This is a genomic window from Mesorhizobium sp. C089B (assembly GCF_030323125.1).
In the GTDB taxonomy this organism is placed as follows: domain Bacteria; phylum Pseudomonadota; class Alphaproteobacteria; order Rhizobiales; family Rhizobiaceae; genus Mesorhizobium.
Genome location: NZ_CP100469.1, coordinates 6,639,251 through 6,657,580, shown reverse-complemented (window position 1 = coordinate 6,657,580; position 18,330 = coordinate 6,639,251). Strand labels below are relative to the sequence as shown.

At 63.9% G+C, this 18,330-nt stretch carries 19 protein-coding genes; 5 read left to right on the top strand and 14 right to left on the bottom strand.

The features are described 5' to 3' along the window. Window positions 1–13 precede the first annotated feature (13 nt). The 4 genes from NLY44_RS32415 to NLY44_RS32400 form a co-directional block, all read right to left on the bottom strand. On the bottom strand, window positions 14–265 hold the full coding sequence (locus NLY44_RS32415) for an exodeoxyribonuclease VII small subunit (RefSeq protein ID WP_023668433.1): 252 nt from the start codon (window positions 263–265) through the stop codon (window positions 14–16). Between the two features lie 3 nt (window positions 266–268). Beyond that, window positions 269–1,195, bottom strand: coding sequence for a histone deacetylase family protein (locus NLY44_RS32410; protein ID WP_023806741.1), 927 nt, complete (start codon window positions 1,193–1,195; stop codon window positions 269–271). Between the two features lie 71 nt (window positions 1,196–1,266). Next, complete coding sequence (locus NLY44_RS32405) at window positions 1,267–2,250, bottom strand: hypothetical protein (RefSeq protein ID WP_023687139.1); 984 nt, start codon at window positions 2,248–2,250, stop codon at window positions 1,267–1,269. Between the two features lie 94 nt (window positions 2,251–2,344). Further along, window positions 2,345–2,953, bottom strand: a complete 609-nt coding sequence (locus NLY44_RS32400; RefSeq protein ID WP_023687138.1) for a TetR/AcrR family transcriptional regulator — start codon at window positions 2,951–2,953, stop codon at window positions 2,345–2,347. Window positions 2,954–3,071: 118 nt separating this feature from the next. On the opposite strand from NLY44_RS32400, the gene NLY44_RS32395 reads away from it, so the two are divergent. After that, window positions 3,072–4,295, top strand: a complete 1,224-nt coding sequence (locus tag NLY44_RS32395) for an MFS transporter (RefSeq protein WP_023687137.1) — start codon at window positions 3,072–3,074, stop codon at window positions 4,293–4,295. Between the two features lie 329 nt (window positions 4,296–4,624). Here the strand turns inward: NLY44_RS32395 and ribB are convergent, their stop codons facing one another. After that, on the bottom strand, window positions 4,625–5,725 hold the full coding sequence (ribB, locus tag NLY44_RS32390; protein WP_023732101.1) for a 3,4-dihydroxy-2-butanone-4-phosphate synthase: 1,101 nt from the start codon (window positions 5,723–5,725) through the stop codon (window positions 4,625–4,627). Between the two features lie 74 nt (window positions 5,726–5,799). After that, window positions 5,800–6,915, bottom strand: a complete 1,116-nt coding sequence (gene aroC / locus NLY44_RS32385; protein WP_023706652.1) for a chorismate synthase — start codon at window positions 6,913–6,915, stop codon at window positions 5,800–5,802. Between the two features lie 183 nt (window positions 6,916–7,098). On the opposite strand from aroC, the gene NLY44_RS32380 reads away from it, so the two are divergent. Then, window positions 7,099–7,353 (top strand): DUF1344 domain-containing protein, encoded by a 255-nt coding sequence (locus tag NLY44_RS32380; RefSeq protein ID WP_023685405.1) that lies wholly within the window; start codon window positions 7,099–7,101, stop codon window positions 7,351–7,353. Window positions 7,354–7,437: 84 nt separating this feature from the next. Here the strand turns inward: NLY44_RS32380 and NLY44_RS32375 are convergent, their stop codons facing one another. The 3 genes from NLY44_RS32375 to mddA form a co-directional block, all read right to left on the bottom strand. After that, the gene (locus NLY44_RS32375) at window positions 7,438–8,025 is read right to left on the bottom strand and encodes a histidine phosphatase family protein (RefSeq protein WP_023685404.1); all 588 of its coding nucleotides are present in this window, start codon (window positions 8,023–8,025) and stop codon (window positions 7,438–7,440) included. Between the two features lie 46 nt (window positions 8,026–8,071). After that, complete coding sequence (gene fabI, locus NLY44_RS32370; RefSeq protein WP_023687133.1) at window positions 8,072–8,893, bottom strand: enoyl-ACP reductase FabI; 822 nt, start codon at window positions 8,891–8,893, stop codon at window positions 8,072–8,074. A gap of 219 nt (window positions 8,894–9,112) precedes the next feature. Continuing rightward, a complete protein-coding gene (gene mddA, locus NLY44_RS32365) occupies window positions 9,113–9,847 on the bottom strand; it encodes a methanethiol S-methyltransferase (RefSeq protein WP_023806743.1) in 735 nt (244 codons plus the stop codon). A 187-nt stretch (window positions 9,848–10,034) separates the two neighbouring features. Between mddA and NLY44_RS32360 the strand changes: the two genes are divergently transcribed. Beyond that, window positions 10,035–10,670 carry a TetR/AcrR family transcriptional regulator gene (locus NLY44_RS32360; protein WP_023806744.1) on the top strand — a complete coding sequence of 212 codons (636 nt, stop codon included), beginning with the start codon at window positions 10,035–10,037 and terminating at the stop codon, window positions 10,668–10,670. A 19-nt stretch (window positions 10,671–10,689) separates the two neighbouring features. Here the strand turns inward: NLY44_RS32360 and NLY44_RS32355 are convergent, their stop codons facing one another. Together NLY44_RS32355 and NLY44_RS32350 are read right to left on the bottom strand one after the other, a co-directional pair. Next, entirely contained in the window at window positions 10,690–11,619 is a 930-nt protein-coding gene (locus NLY44_RS32355) for a DnaJ C-terminal domain-containing protein (RefSeq protein WP_023692090.1), read from the bottom strand. 124 nt (window positions 11,620–11,743) lie between these two features. Continuing rightward, window positions 11,744–12,205 (bottom strand): RT0821/Lpp0805 family surface protein, encoded by a 462-nt coding sequence (locus NLY44_RS32350; RefSeq protein ID WP_023687129.1) that lies wholly within the window; start codon window positions 12,203–12,205, stop codon window positions 11,744–11,746. A gap of 28 nt (window positions 12,206–12,233) precedes the next feature. On the opposite strand from NLY44_RS32350, the gene pdxH reads away from it, so the two are divergent. Beyond that, window positions 12,234–12,863, top strand: a complete 630-nt coding sequence (gene pdxH, locus NLY44_RS32345; protein WP_084013080.1) for a pyridoxamine 5'-phosphate oxidase — start codon at window positions 12,234–12,236, stop codon at window positions 12,861–12,863. A gap of 8 nt (window positions 12,864–12,871) precedes the next feature. Here pdxH and NLY44_RS32340 read toward each other — a convergent pair whose 3' ends face one another. Beyond that, the gene (locus NLY44_RS32340; RefSeq protein ID WP_023709883.1) at window positions 12,872–13,624 is read right to left on the bottom strand and encodes a crotonase/enoyl-CoA hydratase family protein; all 753 of its coding nucleotides are present in this window, start codon (window positions 13,622–13,624) and stop codon (window positions 12,872–12,874) included. Between the two features lie 31 nt (window positions 13,625–13,655). Continuing rightward, the gene (locus tag NLY44_RS32335; protein ID WP_286456335.1) at window positions 13,656–15,425 is read right to left on the bottom strand and encodes an acyl-CoA dehydrogenase family protein; all 1,770 of its coding nucleotides are present in this window, start codon (window positions 15,423–15,425) and stop codon (window positions 13,656–13,658) included. A 448-nt stretch (window positions 15,426–15,873) separates the two neighbouring features. Between NLY44_RS32335 and NLY44_RS32330 the strand changes: the two genes are divergently transcribed. Further along, entirely contained in the window at window positions 15,874–16,986 is a 1,113-nt protein-coding gene (locus tag NLY44_RS32330; RefSeq protein ID WP_023806746.1) for a glycoside hydrolase family 25 protein, read from the top strand. 3 nt (window positions 16,987–16,989) lie between these two features. Here the strand turns inward: NLY44_RS32330 and purD are convergent, their stop codons facing one another. Continuing rightward, on the bottom strand, window positions 16,990–18,276 hold the full coding sequence (purD, locus tag NLY44_RS32325; protein ID WP_023806747.1) for a phosphoribosylamine--glycine ligase: 1,287 nt from the start codon (window positions 18,274–18,276) through the stop codon (window positions 16,990–16,992). Window positions 18,277–18,330 lie beyond the last annotated feature (54 nt).

Here is an 18,330-nt window from a genome sequence, read left to right as displayed (position 1 = left end):
CCGCCCCATTCCACTACTCCGCGTCGAGCGGCTCCGTTCCCACCGGTTTGCCATCACGCGACAGCCTGATCTTCTCGACCTTGTCTTCGGCCGCCTTCAGCAGCCGGTCGCAATGGGCCTTCAGCGCCTCGCCGCGCTCATAGATCTTGATCGACTGGTCGAGCGGCACGTCGCCGCGTTCGAGATCATCGACGATCTTCTCCAGCGCGTCGAGTGCCTGCTCGAAGCTCATCGCCTTGACGTCTTCATTTGCTTCGCCAGCCATACTTTACCCCTTCATCAGCCGCCCGACATGGGCGGCCACCGAAAATGCCAGTCCTTGCAGATCGTAGCCGCCCTCGAGCAGGCTGACGAGCCGGTTGCCGCTGTGGCGCCCGGCGCGTTCCAGCAACTGGCCTGTCGCCCAGTCGAAATCGTCCTCGCTGAGGTTGATCTCGGCCAGCGGGTCGCGATGGTGAGCGTCGAAGCCTGCGGAAATTATGATCAGATCGGGCGCGAAATTATCGAGCGCCGGCAGGACGCGCGACAGCAAGGCATCGCGAAACATGTCCGAGCCGGTCTGCGGCGCCAGAGGGGCGTTGACGATGTTGCCGGCGCCGGTTTCGGTCTTGGCGCCAGTGCCGGGATAGAGCGGCATCTGGTGCGTCGAACAATAGAGCACCGAGGGATCGTCCCAGAAAATGTCCTGCGTGCCATTGCCGTGATGCACGTCCCAGTCGACGATGGCGACACGCTCGGCGCCGTGTTTCTTCTGCGCGTAGCGGGCCGCGATCGCCGCGGTGTTGAACAGGCAAAAGCCCATGGCCGCGGTCTTTTCGGCATGATGGCCGGGCGGACGCGCGGCGACGAAGGCATTGGCAACGCTGCCCTCGAAAACATCGTCGACGGCAGCGTTGGCCGCACCGATGGCAGTGACCACTGCCTGCCAGCTTTTCGGGCTGGCGCTGGTGTCGGCGTCGATCGAGGCAATGCCGCTTTCAGGGATCGCGGCGCGGACGCGGGCGACGAAATCCTCGGGGTGGGCGTAGAGGATTGTGGCCTCGTCGCCTTGCGGCGCCGTTACCCGATCGAGTGCGGTGAAGGCCTCGTCGTCGAGCACGCGCTCGATAGCGCGCAAGCGGTCCGGCCGCTCCGGATGACCGGGGGGCGTCAGATGTTCGAGGAAGATCGGATGGGTGTAGAGCCGGGTGACCATGACCCGATATAGGCGCGCCCGGCCGCTTTGACCATGGTTTGACGCCTCACCGCCCCGACGTTCAACAGGGATTACACCCCGGGCGCGGGCTGCGTCCAGCGCGAGCCGCCGAAGGAAGCCACCGCCTTGTCCCTGAGTTCCCTGAACTTGGACGACGCCTCGGCCAGCCGCTGGTCCCATTCGGCGTTCGGCACCTGGCCTTCGATAGTCCTAAAATAGACCTGCATCAGGCAGGCGATGGCGAAGGGTTCGATGAAGGCCGCCTTGAAGGCCCAGGCAAGGAGGATGGCGAGCACGAAGGCCCAGCCGCCGAGCTGCCCCGGTATGAACCACATGATGGCGGCGGCCGGCGCCAGCATCAAAAGGAAGATGACGAAGGACACGGCCCACATGATGACAGCCAGCCAGACCGCGTTCTTGACCATGGTCTTGCCGTTCTGGGCATAGAGCACGACGCCTTGCCGGGCGGTTTCGAAGGGCGACGACGAGTTGATGCGGATGTTGTAGCCGAGGATGATCTCGTCGACATAGGTCAGCGACAGGCGGATGACCGTATTGATGAACGCGACCAGGCCGCCGAGACCCGGAATGGGCAGGAAGGCGGCGATGCCGCCGATCAGGCCGGTGATGGCGCGGATGGCGCCCTTGACCAGCTGGTCGACCACGAAAAGGATGTTGGCCTCGGCGAAACGCTCCTTCACCACGTCCTTGGCGTAGGCGATCTGGTCCTGCCCATTGGGAACGTCCCGGCCATCGATCAAATGGACCATGACGGCGATATGGCCGGCCTTGACGACGTAGAGAATGTATTCGCGGATCCAGTAGAGCGCGATCGAAACGATGCCGATGCCGACGATGCCGCCCCACAGTGCAAAGGAAAGCGGCCCGTCGGGATCGGTGGAGATATGGCCGACGCCATAGCCGACGGAGGCGCCGCTGCCGGTCGCCACGATATAGGCGAGCGTGATGCCGAAATAGACGATCATGCGAAAGACGATGAATGGCCATGTCCTGATCATGATGGACACCGACCTGCCGATTTCGAAATCCCACATGCGCCCGAATCTCCCCTCAGAGATGGACGGCGAGGATGAACCCGGGCCGGGAATTGTCAATCTCGGCAAATGCCGGGTCTCGGCCGACCAGATTTCAGGCCGGCTGCGAGTCCTGCTTTTTAAGCAAGCCTTCAAGCAACTGCTGGAAGGCCGCCACCACGGTCTTCGACGTGGCTTCGGGGTCGTTCGAATTGGCGATGCGCTGTGCCGCCTGGCTGCTGGCGCCGTTGATTAGTCTTGCGGCGGTTTCCGGGTCGACGCCGGGGACGACCACCCCCTCCTGCTGCAGCCTGGTCAGATGATCGGTCATTGAACCGACGCAGGCATTGGCATTCGGCCATTGCGCCGGATCGCCGAGCACAGCCGGACCGTCGCGAAACATGATGCGCTGGATTTCCGGCTCCAGCGCCATCTCGATATAGGTCGTGCATTCGTCGACAAAACGCTGCCAACGGCTTGGCGCCCGCGACGCAATCTCATGGATGCGGACGGCCATCTCGCCATCGATTTCGGCGATGACGGCCTGCAGCAGGCCCTTCTTGTCGCCGAAATGATGGTAGAGCGCGCCGCGCGTCAGCCCGGCCAAGGCGGTGAAGTCGTCCATCGACGCGTCGGCATAGCCGATTGTGCCGAAAGCGTGGCGGGCCGCCGTGATCAGCTTGGCGCGCGTTTCGGCAATCATCTCCTTGCGGGGTCTGTGCATGGTTCTGGCCTTATTCACATACGCTTCGTATGCCAATTGACATACGCGGCGTATCGACTACCTATATTCATACGCATCGTATGTAATTGTCGAATTGGCCTTTGTCGAGGAACCAGCCATGCAAAACCCATACTCGGAAATCTTTCGTGCCCCTGGAGCCAAGGGGTTTGCCGCCGCGGGCTTCCTCGCGCGGCTGCCGATCGCCATGGCGCCGATCGGCATCGTGGCCATGCTCTCGCAGACGCGTGGCGAATACTGGCTGGCGGGAGCTGTCTCGGCGACGTTCGCGCTGAGCAACGCTTTCGTGGCGCCGCATATATCACGGCTGGTCGATCGCCTCGGCCAGACGCGGATCGTGATTCCGACCACCATCCTCACCGTGCTCGCCTTCGCGGTGCTGATTGCCGCAGCCAATCAGGACTGGCCGGTGTGGACGCTGTTTGTGTCGGCACTGGCGGCCGCCGCCATGCCCAGCATGCCGGCGATGGTGCGCGCGCGCTGGACCGAGATTTTTCGCGGCCGGCCGCAGATGAACACCGCATTCGCCTTCGAATCGGCGGCGGACGAACTCGTCTACATTGCAGGCGCATCGCTGTCGGTGGGCTTGAGTGCCGCTCTGTTCCCGGAAGCCGGTGTCCTGGTCAGCACGCTATTCCTCGCCCTTGGCTCGGCAGCCTTCATCCTGCAGCGTTCGACCGAACCACAAGTGCGGCCGGTGAATCATGTCTCGAGCGGCTCGGCAATCCGGCTCAGGCCGGTGCAGATCATCACCTTCGCCCTGATCTTCGTCGGCGCCACCTTCGCGACGACGGAAGTGAGCACGGTGGCGATCACCAAGGAACTCGGCCAGCCGGGCGCCGCCAGCCTCGTCATCGGCGTCTATGCGCTGGGATCGTTCGTGCTCGGCCTTATCGTCGGCGCGCTCAACCTGAAAGCGCCGCTGCAGCGCCAGTTGGCCCTCGCGGTCGCCCTCGTTGCGCTCGGCACGCTGCTGCCGCTCACCGCCGACACGGTGCCGCTGCTGGCGCTGACCGTTTTCATCAGCGGCGTGGCGATCTCGCCAACCTTCATCACCGCCTTCGGCCTGATCGAACGCCACGTGCCGGAAGCGATGCTGACCGAAGGCATCACCTGGGTGATGACAGGCATCGGCATCGGCATGGCGCTCGGTTCGTTTGCCGCCGGTGCGGTGGTGGATGAATTCGGCGCCCGCAACGGGTTCTGGGTCTCGGTGGCGGCCGGCGTCATCGCATTGGTGACGGTGTTGCTGGGCCAGCGCAGCCTGGCCACCCACACATGCGAGCTGGACGGATGCGACGCGGCCGCCGTTCCCGCGGAGTGAGGATATGGCCTGACGTTGGCTTTGGAGACGATCGCAAACGTTCGGAATTAGGTGAGGCCTCTGGTGTCGTCATCCACGCGCGAGCGGGAGCGAAGCGGCCGCGCAGACCCGAGGACCCATTCCGTTACCTTGACCGAAGGGTGCAGCGGAGCAGACTTCTGCACCGTTGCAACGCGTCGAAGTCGCGGCATGGATCCTATGGTCTGCGCCGCGTCGCTTCGCTCCTTGCTTCGCCATAGGATGACGAACGCGTGGAGGCTTCAGCAAATCGCAGAAGCAGGCGACCTGCCCGCGCAATTTTTTCGGCAGCGTCGCTCTTGCGCGACGAACTAGATAATCTCAGTTTTCGCGATGTGAATCCCAAAGCCTTCAAGCCCGACATAGTGGCGCTCGCGCGAGGCGATCAGGTTGATCGAGGAAATGCCGAGATCCTTCAGGATCTGGGCGCCGAGGCCGATTTCTCGCCACTCGTTCTCACGGCGGCGGGCCTCTTCGTGGTCCTCACGGTCGGCACTCATCGGCCGGTTGCGCTCCTGATGGGCGACGCCGACCGAACCCTCCCGGAGATAGACGATGACGCCGCGCTTGCGTTCGCCCATCGCCTTCATAATGGCGTCGAGCCGGTGGCTGGTGCCGAACACGTCGGTCACCACATCCTCCGAATGCAGCCGCACCGGCACGTCCTCGCCGTCACGGATGTCGCCGAAAACGACCGCGACATGGTGCATGGAATCCCAGGGCAGCGTGTAGGTAAAGACCTGTGCCTTGCCGCCGAGTGTGTCGATTTCGGAGCAGGCGACGCGTTCGACCAGCGTTTCCTTGCGCTGCCGGTAGGCGATGAGGTCGGCGACCGAGACCTGCTTGAGGCCGTGTTCCTCGGCAAAGCTCGCAACCTGCGGGCCGCGCTTGACGGTGCCGTCGTCATTGACCAGCTCCGAGATCACGCCAACCGGCGGCAGGCCGGCAAGTCTGCACAGGTCGACGGCGGCTTCGGTATGGCCCGAACGCATCAGCACGCCGCCTTCCCTCGCGATCAGTGGAAAAATGTGGCCGGGCCGCACGAAATCCGAACCGCCGACATTGCCGTTGGCCAGGTTGCGCACGGTCAGCGTGCGGTCCTCGGCCGAAATGCCGGTGGTGGTGCCATGCTTGAAATCGACGCTGACGGTAAAGGCCGTGGTGTGGGCGGAATCATTGTCGGCGACCATCGGCTGCAGATTGAGCCGCTTGGCCTCCTCGCGCGGCATCGGCGTGCAGACGATGCCGGAGGTGTGACGGATGATGAAGGCCATTTTCTCCGGGCTGCAATGCACGGCGGCAACGATCAGGTCGCCCTCGTTCTCACGCCCGTCATCGTCCATGACGACGACGATCTCGCCGCGCTCGAAGGCGCGGATCGCTTCGACGATTTTCTTCTGATCGTATGGCATTGGCTCGCTTCGCTCGCAGGGAATAGGGGTTGGGCAGTAGGAGTTAGGGAAGGAAGGATGGGCTGGCCTATTGCCTAATCCCTACTGCCTAATCCCTGGCCTGTCTGTCCCCGGTGCCGGAGATAATGGTCGGCGACGGCACAGGCAACCATGGCTTCGCCGATCGGCACGGCACGGATGCCGACGCAGGGATCGTGGCGGCCCTTGGTCATGACGTCGACGTCGTTGCCGTCCTTGTCGATGGATTTGCGCGGCGTCAGGATCGACGAGGTCGGCTTGACGGCGAAGCGGGCGACGATCGCCTGGCCGGTCGAGATGCCGCCCAGAATGCCGCCGGCATTGTTGGACAGGAAGACCGGCTTGCCGTCATTGCCGATGCGCATCTCGTCGGCATTCTGTTCGCCGGTAATGCGGGCGGCTTCAAAACCGTTGCCGATCTCGACGCCCTTGACGGCGTTGATCGACATCAGGCCGGACGCGATGTCCTGGTCGAGCTTGGCGTAGATCGGCGCGCCAAGGCCGGCGGGCACGCCGTCGGCGACGATCTCGATCACCGCGCCGACCGAGGAGCCGGACTTGCGGATGCCGTCGAGATAGCTGGTGAAGACCGGAACGGAGGCCGGATCGGGGGTGAAGAACGGGTTTTCGACGTCACCGATGAAATTCCAGTTCCAGTTGGCGCGGTCGATCGATTTTTCGCCCATCGAGACCAGCGCGCCGCGCACCACCATTCCGGGCACCACCTTACGGGCGAGCGCGCCGGCGGCCACACGCGCGGCCGTCTCGCGCGCCGAGGAACGACCGCCGCCGCGATGGTCGCGCAGGCCGTATTTGACTTCATAGGTGTAGTCGGCGTGGCCGGGACGGTACTGGCGGGCAATCTCGCCATAGTCCTTGGAGCGCTGGTCGACATTCTCGATCAGCATCGAGACCGGCGTGCCGGTGGTGATCATCGTCTCGCCGTCCTCGTCGAGGATGAAGCCGGACAGCACCTTCACCTCGTCCGGCTCGCGGCGCTGGGTCACAAAACGTGACTGGCCGGGACGGCGCTTGTCGAGTTCGGCCTGGATTTCGGCCCGTGTGAAGCGGATCCCGGGCGGGCAGCCGTCGACGACACAGCCGAGCGACGGGCCATGGCTTTCGCCCCAGGTGGTGACGCGGAACAGATGGCCGAACGTGTTGTGAGACATGAATTTTAGCCCTGCCCGGCAGCGGACCGGATCAAAGGTGCGTTCTATTGGCGTTTTCCACAGCGGTCAAACTGTGATCCGGCGGTTTTAGTTTTGACACATTCGGTTGGTTTCTGCTCTCTTCCATCCGCCCGTTGAAAGCTCGCCGCCATCCGTGCAGGCGCAATGACAAAGAGGACGACGATGCGTACCCTGATTGGCGCTGCTGCCGCCATGTTGCTGATTTCCACCGCCGCCTATGCCGGCCAGACCGAAGGCCTGATCAAGAAGGTCGACAAGGACGCGCTGACGCTGACGCTGGAGGACGGCAAGTCCTTCAAGCTCAACGCCGAGACCGATCTCGATTCGCTGAAGCCGGGCATGGATATCGTCATTGCCTATGACGTGACGAATGGCGAGAACGTCGTCACCGACATGGAACTGCCCGACACCGAGTAACACCGACGCCGAACAGGGTCTTGCCGCTCGGCGGAGCCCTGCCCGGATAAACAGGACGGTCGTCCTGTTTTTATCTGCTCGAACCTAAAGCCAATCCAGACGCCCGTCCTGCAGCCTGAGCACCCGGTCCTGCCGCACTTCCAGGTTTGCCGCTTCATGTTCGGAAACACCTTCGACCATCCGAAACAGAGTCCGCACGACGCCACCATGCGTGACGCAGACCGTCTGGCGGTCGAGCGCCTCGAACCACGGCTTCACCCGTTCGAGCAGCATCTGGTAGCTTTCGGCGCCCTCGCCCGGCGGCTGGAAATTCCATTTGTTGCGTCGTCGCGCCTTCGCCGAGCCCGGCATTCGCGCATCGAGTTCGGCATAGGTAAAGCCCTGCCAGTCGCCAAAGTGCACCTCGACCAGACGCGGGTCGGTGCGGTAGGCATCGGGATCGAGTTGCATCGCCAAGCGTAGCCGCTGCATCGTCTCGCGCGTCCGCTTCATCGGGCTGGCGACAAAGTCGAAATCCTCAGGGTTCTGGATCAGTTCGGCCAGCCGCCGTCCATTGCGGGTCGCCTGCTCGCGGCCGAGCGCGTTGAGATCGGTATCGGCCTGGCCCTGCAGCCGCGACTCGGCATTCCACTGCGTCTGGCCATGGCGCACGATGTAGACGAGCGGAACCATCGGGTCTTCCGGAAATCAGGACAGGCAGGCGGAAACCGCGGCAGAACTATTCCTTGACGGTCGAAATATCCGGCGCGTCGACCGCCTTCATGCCGACGACGTGATAGCCGGAATCGACATGGTGCACCTCGCCGGTGACGCCACGCGACAGGTCCGACAGGAAATACACGGCGGAATCGCCGACTTCTTCCTGGGTGACGGTCTGCTTCAGCGGCGAATTGTATTCGTTCCACTTGAGGATGTAGCGGAAGTCGCCGATGCCCGAAGCAGCCAAGGTCTTGATCGGCCCGGCCGAGATGGCGTTGACGCGGATCTTCTTGCCGCCGAGGTCGACGGCGAGATAGCGCACGCTGGCTTCCAGCGCGGCCTTGGCGACACCCATGACGTTGTAATGCGGCATGACCTTTTCAGCGCCATAATAGGTCAGCGTCAGCAGCGAGCCGCCATCGGTCATCAGCGCTTCGGCGCGCTTGGCGATGGTGGTGAAGGAATAGACCGAAATGTCCATGGTGCGCAGGAAATTGTCGCGCGTCGTCTCGACATAGCGTCCGGTCAACTCGTCCTTGTCGGAAAAGGCGATGGCATGGACGAGGAAGTCGAGCTTGCCGTCCCAATGCCTGGCGACATTGGCAAACACGTCGTCGAGGCTCGCCGGATCAGTGACATCGCAATGACCGGCGACAAAGGCGCCCAATTCCGCAGCCAGCGGCTCGACGCGCTTCTTGAACGCCTCGCCCTGATAGGTCAGCGCGATCTCGGCGCCATGGTCGACGCAGGCCTTGGCGATGCCGTAGGCAATCGATCTGTTGTTGGCGACGCCCAGTATAAGCCCGCGCTTGCCGGCCATTAGGCCCTGTCCACCCGCCATGTCAGCGCTCTCCGAAAGGTTTTCTGCTTTGGAGTGCCTATCGCACACGCAGAAAGGCGCATCAAGCACAGACGGGGCGCGCGTTCAATTCAGACACTCGGCGTGACAACGAATGGGGGATAATAACGTTGTTGTGAGATTCGAACGCCTCACTGCGGCCAGCGCGCCTTGACGGCCCAGGCCGGGCAGCCGAATCGGCTGGCCGGCACCGCATCGGCCCTATCCAGCCATTTTGCGCCAGGGAATGAGCATTCCCACCTGCTTGCGGTAGAGGCGGTACTGATCGCCAAACATCGCGACGAGATCGCGTTCCTCGAGGAAGATGCCGAGCAGGATGTAGCCGGTGCTGCCCGCCGCGAACAGAAGATGGCCCCATGTCATCGACGGCGTCGCCCAGAAGGCCAGGAGAAAGCCGACATAGAGCGGGTGCCGGACGCATTTGTAGAACAGCGGCGTCCTGAACACGGGCGGCGCCGGTTCGCTCTTGCGCAAAGCGGCGAGAACCTGGCGCAAGCCGAACAGTTCGAAATGGTTGATCAGAAAGGTGCTGGTCAACAATACCGCCCAGCCGAGCCAGAACACGCCATGGATGACGGCGACCCAGACCGGGTTCTCGACCGTCCAGACGAGACCGGGGATCGGCCGCCATTGCCAGTAGAGCAGCAGCAGGATGAGGCTGGCCAAAAGCACATAGGTGCTGCGTTCGGCCGCGTGCGGGACAATCTGTGTCCACCAGCGCTTGAAAACCGGCCGCGCCATGATGCTGTGCTGGGCGGCGAAAAGGCCGAGCAGCAGCGCATTGACGATGACGGCTTCGACCGGACTTCCAGCGACTCCGGAATCGATGGATTTCGGCACGACCATGTTGCCGACGAAACCGACCGCATAGAGAAACGAACCGAGAAAAATCAGGTATGCGGCAACGCCGTAGATAAGGGTGATTACGCCCGCCATGACTGCCCCTCCATGCAAGCATCAGGATTCGGTCGGTCGACCGAATTCAGTGTCAAAAACCATAAATTCTCTGACGAGTCAACTTGATCGGTCGCTCGACCGAGATAGAGTGGAGGGACGTCCAGCCCCGGACAGGAGAAGCTATGATCCGCCCAGATTGCACCGCTAACAGCGGCAGCCACGCCGCATGACGGACGCTGCCGAAGCCGTTACCCCGCCGCAGAACAAGCAAAAGCGCGACACGCGCGCCGAACTGATTTCGGCCGCCGAGTTATGCCTCCATCAAGGCGGTTATGCCGATCTGTCGACGCGCCGCGTTGCCGAGATCGCCGGCGTTCCGCTCAGCCAGATCCATTACCATTTCGGCTCCAAGGAACGGCTGTTCCTGGCCCTGCTGGACCATCTGAACGAGGGCCTGCTGAAGCGCCAGGCGGAGACCTTTGCGGCACCGATGCCGCTGTGGCAACGCTGGGAGCGCGCTTGCGATTTCCTCGACGATGATCTGGCGTCCGGCTATGTCCGGATCCTGCACGAGATGATCGCGGCAAGCCTGTCGAGCCCCGAAATCGCCAAGGCGGTGCGCCGCGACCTGCGCGGCTGGTTCGAACTGCTGGACGGACTGGCGCAAGAGGCGGAGCAGCGGTTCGGCGGCCTCGGGCCATTCTCCGCCGCCGAAGTAACCAGTCTGGTCAGCGCCGCCTTCCTCGGCAGCGAGACGATGATGCTGCTGGAGATCGAGGGCCCGCATGTCCCGGTGCGGCAGGCGCTGCGCCGCTTCGGCGAAACCATCCGGCGGATGGAGGAAGCGGCGCCCGGCAGCTAGCCAGACAAGTCCAGCCGCGTCAGCCTTTGCGGCTGCGCATCAGCGCTTCGAGTTCGCTGTCGCCGCCTTCCGGCAGCATGATGCGAACATGGGCGTAGAGATCGCCATGGCCGCCGGCCTTTTCCGGCAAGCCCCTGCCCTTCAGGCGCAGCACCTTATCGGAACTCGACCAGGCCGGAATGTTGACCGCCAGCCTGCCGGTCGGCGTGTCGACCGGCACCTTGGCGCCCAGCACCGCGTCGGCCAACGCTACCTCCAGATCGGCATGCAGGTCACGGCCTTCGATGCGGTAGCGCGGGTGCCTGCGGATACGGATCTTGACCAGCGCATCGCCCGGCTGTCCCGGCCCCTGCTCGCCCTGGCCCTTCAGCCGGATGGTCTGGCCATCCTCGACATAGACCGGCAGCTTGACCGCGATCTTGCGGCCGTCGGGGAACATCGCCGTCACCTTTTCGGCGGTCGCTATCTCCTCGATGGTGACGTCGAGCGTGACGTTCAGATCGGCGGCGGTCGCCTGCTGGCGGCGGTCGCCTGTTCCGGCGCCGCGCGCGCCGGAAAAGGCGTCGCCGAAGATCTGGCTGAAAATGTCGCTGTTGCCGTCGAACGGATCGCCGCCCGGACGCCCCGATCGGAATTCGAAGCGCGAGCCGCCGGCGCCCTGCTGGCGGCGGAAGCCACCGAACGGATCGCCGCCGCCGGCTGCGCCCTCGAAGCCCTGGAATTTCGGCTTGCCGTCGGCGTCGATCTCGCCGCGGTCGAAGGCCGCACGGTTCTTCTCGTCGCCGACGACCTCATAGGCCTGATTGGCGGCGGCAAAACGGTCCTTGGCCTTGGGATCATTCGGATTCTGGTCCGGATGATACTTCTTGGCGAGCTTGCGGTAAGCCGATTTTATGTCCTTGGCCGATGCGTTCTTGGCAACGCCCAGCACCTCATAGGGGTCGCGCATGCGTCCTGCCCTGGAAAATGAGTTAAATCCACGTTGGCCCTTATATGCGCTCCCATAGGAAGAAATTCCAGTGGCGCGCAGGCTTATCGAGGGTTGAAATTGCGATGCCCGCAAACCTCGAAAATCAGAGCGGTTTGAAGTCCTGCATGTGCCAGCCGCCGGCCGCGGCGATGCACAATTGCCCCTTGAACAAAGCGACGCCGTCGAAGCTTTCGCGCGAGGCGGTAAAGCTGCGGCAGGCCTGGCCGTTGTCCTGCACTTCGGCGAGTTCGGTGATGGAGCCCCGCGAGCCGGTGTCGGCATTCGCCCACGGCACGGCCTGGCCGCGAAGCTCCTCGATGTCGGCCGAAGACACCGCATTGCCGATCGTGGTCTGGTCGGAAGCGCTGTCGGCGTCCGTCGATGTCACCCTCGCCGGCGCGCTTGAGGTGACGATGGAACGATCGACCTCGGCCTTTTCCAGGCTGAAGCCGCCGGCGCCGCAGGCGGCAAGCGGCAGTGCGATAATCACGATCACGGCTTTCGAACTGGCCGAAGCGATAACGCTCCATTGCCCGCTGTCAAAAGCTTGCGCGATACGCGACAATCGGCAACCTCCTGAAGCTCGAGACAATTTGAGAAAAACTATGAGTGACACTGAGTTAACAAGTAGTGACTTTGCCGAAGCCGCCGAGCCGTTCCGGCTCTTTGCTGAGTGGCTGGAGGACGCCAAGAAAAGCGAAATCAACGACGCCAACGGCGTAGCACTTGCAACCGTCGATGCCGACGGCATGCCGGATGTGCGGATGGTGCTGCTCAAGGGTTTCGATGAAAGCGGCTTTGTCTTCTACACGAATTTCGAGAGCGCCAAGGGCCGCGAGATTCTTGGCAGCATGAAGGCGGCGATGTGCTTCCACTGGAAATCGCTGCGCCGCCAGGTGCGCATACGCGGTCCGGTGGAGATCGTCAGCGACGCTGAAGCCGACGCCTATTACGCGACGCGGCCGCGCGGCAGCCGGATCGGCGCATGGGCTTCGAAACAGTCGCGGCCGCTGGAAAGCCGCTTTGCCCTGGAGAAGGCGGTGGCCGAATACACGGCGCGCTACCCTATCGGCGAAATCCCGCGGCCAAAGCACTGGTCGGGCTTCCGCATCGTGCCGCAGGCGATCGAGTTCTGGCACGACCGGCCATTCCGGCTGCACGATCGGCTGGTCTTTTCGCGCAACGCCGAAGGCGGCTGGGACAAGACACGGCTTTATCCCTGAGGATAAGTTCAGGCCTTCTTGCGCGTCATGAAGGCCGTCAACGCGGCGCGCGCTTCGTCGGACTTCAGCCGCTCGGAGAAATGCTCGCTCTCCACCTTGATGCGGGCGACAAGCTCGTCGCGCGGGGCGCGCATCAGGTCACGCGCAATCTTCAGCGCCTGCGGCGGCTTGGCGGCGATCGCGCCGGCCGCGGCGAGTACCGCGGCTTCTAGCCCGCCCTCCTCGACCACCTCATAGATCAGGCCGGCGGCCTTGGCGCGTTCGGCGGAAAAACCTTCGCCGAGCCCAAGCAGCGCGAAGGCGCCCTGCCTGCCGAGGATGAGCGGCGCCAGCAGGCTGGAGCCCGCCTCCGGCACCAGGCCGAGGTCGACGAATGGTGTGCGGAACACCGTGCGCGGCGTGGCGAAAGTCAGGTCGCAATGCAAATTGAGCGTGGTGCCGATGCCGACGGCAATGCCGTCGACGCCGGAGACCATCGGCTTCTCCGTTTTGGCCAGCGCCATCAGGAAGTCCCAGACCTCGTTGCCGCCTTCACCGCCGGTGGCGATGACCAGGAAATCGGCGAGATCGTTGCCGGAAGAGAAGGCGCCTGAAACACCGAGGAAGACATGGACGCGGACCGCCGGATCGGCATCGCCATCGGCCAGCGCCTTGGACATTGTCGCGTACATGGCGCGCGTCAGTGCGTTCTTCTTGTCGGGACGGTTCATGCGGATGATCTGGATGGCGCCCTGGCGCTCGACGAGAATATGGTCTGTCACGGTCATTCTTCCCTGGTGAGCGCTCTGGTATTCAGGCCGTTATCAGCGCCTTGCCGGCGGTAGCGAGGCTCTCGGCGCCATCGATGACGCGTTCCTTCAAGGCGCTGACTTCGCCGAGCAGGTTTTCGGCGAAAAAGCGGCAAAGGGCGATGCGGCTCTGCTGGGCAAGTCCGCCACGCGCCAGATAAGCGCCGCCGGCAGCAAGCGAGATCAGCCTGAGATAGGGGGTTGCACCGGCTTGCGCTTCGTCCAGACGGCCGTCGGCCAGCAGCTTCTGCAGGAAGCGCGTCGCCTCGGTGAGATCGTCGAACGCCTGGTCAAGCGCTTCGGCGGTGCGGCCGAAGCCCTGCAGGTTCGAGGTCCGCACCTCGTCGGCGATGGCCTTCAGTTCGGCGATATAGCCATGCACATGCTCGCCGCCGCCAAGCGGCAATTTGCGGGCTACAAGGTCGATCGCCTGGATGCCGTTGGTGCCTTCATAGATCGGCGCAATGCGGGCGTCGCGATAGAGCGCGGCCGCGCCCGTCTCCTCGATGAAGCCCATGCCGCCGTGGACCTGGACGCCGAGCGATGCGACATCGACGCCGATATCGGTGGAAAAGGCCTTGGCCAGCGGCGTCAGCAGATTGGCGCGATCGCGCCAATGCGCGGCCTCCTCGCCTGTCGACACACGCGCGAAGTCGATGGCATAGGCGCAGGAATACGAGATGGCGCGGGCGATCTGGGTCAAAGCCTTCATGGTCAAGAGATTGCGCTGCACGTCGGGGTGATGGACGATCGGCGCCATCCCGGCGCCTGAAAAGTCCGATGCCTTGCCCTGGCGGCGCTCATTGGCATAGGCGATCGCCTTCTGCGTCGCGGCTTCGGCCACTGCCACGCCCTGCATGCCGACGCAAAGCCTCGCGTTGTTCATCATGGTGAACATGCAGGCGAGCCCCTTGTTCTCCTCGCCTATCAGCCAACCGATGGCGCCGGGCGCAGCACCCTGGAACCCGTCGCCATAGATCATGGTGCAAGTCGGCGAGGCATGGATGCCGAGCTTGTGCTCGAGGCCGGAACAGAAGACGTCGTTGCGGGCGCCGAGCGAGCCGTCATCATTGACCAGGAATTTCGGCACCAAAAACAGCGAGATGCCGCGCGTGCCGGCCGGTGCGTCGGGCAGCCGCGCCAACACCAGATGGATGATGTTGTCGGTGAAATCATGCTCGCCATAGGTGATGAAGATTTTCTGGCCGAAGATGCGGTAGGTGCCGTCGCCGGCAGGCTCGGCGCGACTGCGCAAGGCGGCGAGATCGGAACCGGCCTGCGACTCGGTCAGGTTCATCGTCCCCATCCACTCGCCGGAGACGAGCTTTGCCAGATACTTTGCCTTCAGCGCTTCGGAAGCATGCTTGTCGAGCGCCTCGACCGCGCCCATGGTCAGCGTCGGGCCGATGCCAAAGGCCATGGCGGCGGAGTTCCACATTTCGAGCGCGGCAACGCCGACCATGGTCGGCAGGCCCTGGCCACCGAATTCTTCCGGTCCCGACAGCGCGTTCCAGCCGCCGTCGATCCAGCTGCGGTAAAGCGCCTTCCAGCCGGGCGGCGTGGTCACGGTCGCATCCTTCAGCACCGCGCCATGCTGGTCGCCGATCTTGTAGAGCGGCGCCACTTCCTCGCTGGCGAAGCGGCCGGCCTCGGACAGGATGGCGTCGACAAGGTCTTCGCCGAGGTCCCCGAACGTGCCGCGGTCGAGCGCCGGCTTGAGCCCGGCGACATGCTTGAGCGTGAACGAAATGTCGCCGACCGGGGCCTTGTACATGCCGCTTTCTCCTCCGCTGCTCCGGCCGCTCGATCCTAGGACCCGGGCCGATGCAAAACCATCCGCCTCTGGGCGGCCTCCGACCTTCTTTTTACGTAAACGTCAAACTTTGTCACGCGGATTTTCATCGAACTTCGTCGTCCACAGGTGGAGCGGGAGCGTAGCGGACGCCGAGTACCATGTCGCGACCTCGCGCTAGGGGCGCAACGGTGCAGAATTCCGCGCCGTGGCAGCGCTTCGAAGTCGCGGAATGCATACTATGGTCCGCGCCGCGTCGCTTCGCTCCTTGCTTCGCCATAGAATGACGAAATCGCGAGAGCGACAGGACTCCTGCCCGAAAGCACTTCCTTAACCATACCGGTCCACCATCGGTGTTTGGTCAGCGGGGATCCCCTGTTTGAAAACGCCGGCGCATCTTCTTCGCCGCTCAGCGATCGCTCTCGCGGCGATGATGGCGCTGACGTCAGCGGCTACAGCCTCGGACTTTTCCGAGCCTTGGCGGGATGGCGACCGCGCGCTGGTGGTCGACGCCTATGAATACAATTCCATCGACTGGGCGCAGCTTGCCACCGACAAGCGCATTGTCGGCTTCATCAACAAGGCCTCCGACGGGCTGCCGCCGCCCTATTTCTGCTACGGCGACGAGCCTACGGTCAAACTCTGCAAGACATTGTGGAAACGCTTTGCGGTGACGCGCGAGCTGTTTCAGACGCGCAAGGTGGTGGCCAAGGCGCTCGGCCTGAGATGGGGCGCGTATCATCTTGCCCGCCCCGGCAATCCGCTCGAGCAGGCCAACAGTTTCATCGATTTCGCCGAGCCAGCCCCTGACGATCTGCTCGCCCTCGATCTCGAAGGCAACGACCCCTCGCAATGGATGTCGCTCGAGGATGCCGAGGAATTCGTGCGCCAGGTGCACCGGCGGCTCGGCCGTTTCCCGATCCTCTACACCAACGGCAAGACCGCCCAGTACATCGCCGACAACCGCTACCAATACCGTCTGCTGTCGCGGCTGCCGCTCTGGTATGCGCGCTACAAGCCCGACATCGACGTGCATTTTCCGATGGGCAACTGGCAGGGCTATGCGCTGTGGCAGTTCTCGGCGCAGGCCAATTGCGGGCGCCTGCGCTGCCCCTACCGCGTCGCCGGCACGCCCAACGACATCGACGTCAACGTCGCGCCGATGGACGCGGCGGCACTGCGCCAGCAATGGCCTTTCGGCGGCCTGATCGACGTGCCGCCCGACTACCTCGCCTCGATACCGGTGCCGGTGTCGCGCGCGGCCGGGCTCGCCGGCAAAGTCACCATCACATACGCCGATGTGGCGACGCCACCGACGGTCGAGGAAATGGTGGCGGTGCTCGGCGCGCGCTGGCAGACATTCCGCGCCGCCTTCCGCATGCCGGTGGTCAAGACGGTGCCGCGCCGCGCGCGCTTCGGCATTGCCGAGTATGTCGCCTGGAAGCGGACCACGTATCGTTCGGAGGCTCTGCTCGAGGCCGCCTTCTCGCAGGCCGCCGACCCGGTCAGCACCGCTTCGACGGAACTGGTTCGCGAGCGCTGAGGCTTATGTGGCGGCGCTGGCCTTTTCCCGCGCCACCGCCTGCCAGCCTATGTCGCGGCGGCAGAAGCCTTGCGGCCAGTCGATACGGTCGAGCGCGGCGTAAGCGCGGCTTTGCGCTTCGCCCACCGTCTTGCCTGATGCCGTGACGTTGAGCACGCGGCCGCCATTGGCGACCAGCGCGCCGCCATTGATGGCAGTGCCGGCATGGAAAATCTCAACGCCTTCGCCAGCGGCTTCGTCGAGACCCCGAATGACCGAGCCTTTTTCCGGCGTCCCGGGATAGCCCTGTGCCGCCATCACCACGGTCAGCGCGGCATCGTCGCGCCAGCGGATCGAACTGTGCGCCAACTGGCCGTCGACGGCGGCGTTGAGCAGCACTAGCAGATCGTCCTTCAGCCGCATCATCAGCACCTGACACTCGGGATCGCCGAAGCGGGTGTTGTATTCGATCAGCTTCGGCCCCTTGTCGGTGATCATCAGCCCGGCAAACAGAATACCGGCGAACGGCGCGCCAAGCTCGGCCATGCCGCGCATGGTCGGCTCGACGATCTCGCGCATGGTGCGCTCGACCATTTCGGGGCTCATCACCGGCGCCGGCGAATAGGCGCCCATGCCGCCGGTGTTGGGGCCGGTATCGCCATCGCCGACGCGCTTGTGGTCCTGCGCGGTGCCAAAGGGAAGTGCGGTCGTGCCGTCGCACAGGCAGAAGAAACTCGCCTCCTCGCCGGTCATGAATTCCTCGACCACGACCTCAGCGCCGGCGTCACCGAATGCGCCGTCGAAACAAGCATCGAGGGCGGCGCGCGCCTCGTCCAGCGTCATGGCGATGGTGACGCCCTTGCCGGCAGCGAGCCCATCGGCCTTGATGACGATCGGCGCTCCCATCTTTTCGACGTAGGCCTTTGCCGCGGTCAGATCGGTGAAGCGGCCATAGGCAGCGGTCGGGATATCGTATTTGGCGCAGAGGTCCTTGGTAAAACCTTTCGAGCCTTCGAGCCTTGCGGCGCGCTTCGACGGTCCGAAGACGCGGATGCCTTCGCCGCGCAGGTCATCGGCAATGCCGGCGACCAGCGGCCCTTCCGGCCCGACGACGACGAGATCGATCGCGTTGTCCTGGCAGAAGCTGGCAACAGCGGCACGGTCGGCGATGTCGAGCTTGACCAGTTCGGCCTCGTGGGCGATGCCCGGATTGCCGGGCGCGGCATAGAGCCTGGTCAAAAGCGGCGAGGCCGCGATCTTCCAGGCCAGGGCATGTTCGCGGCCGCCGGAGCCGATTAACAAAACGCGCATGCCGATGTCCCTTGTCATTTCACGACAGGGACTGCGCTATTGCCCCGGGCGGCG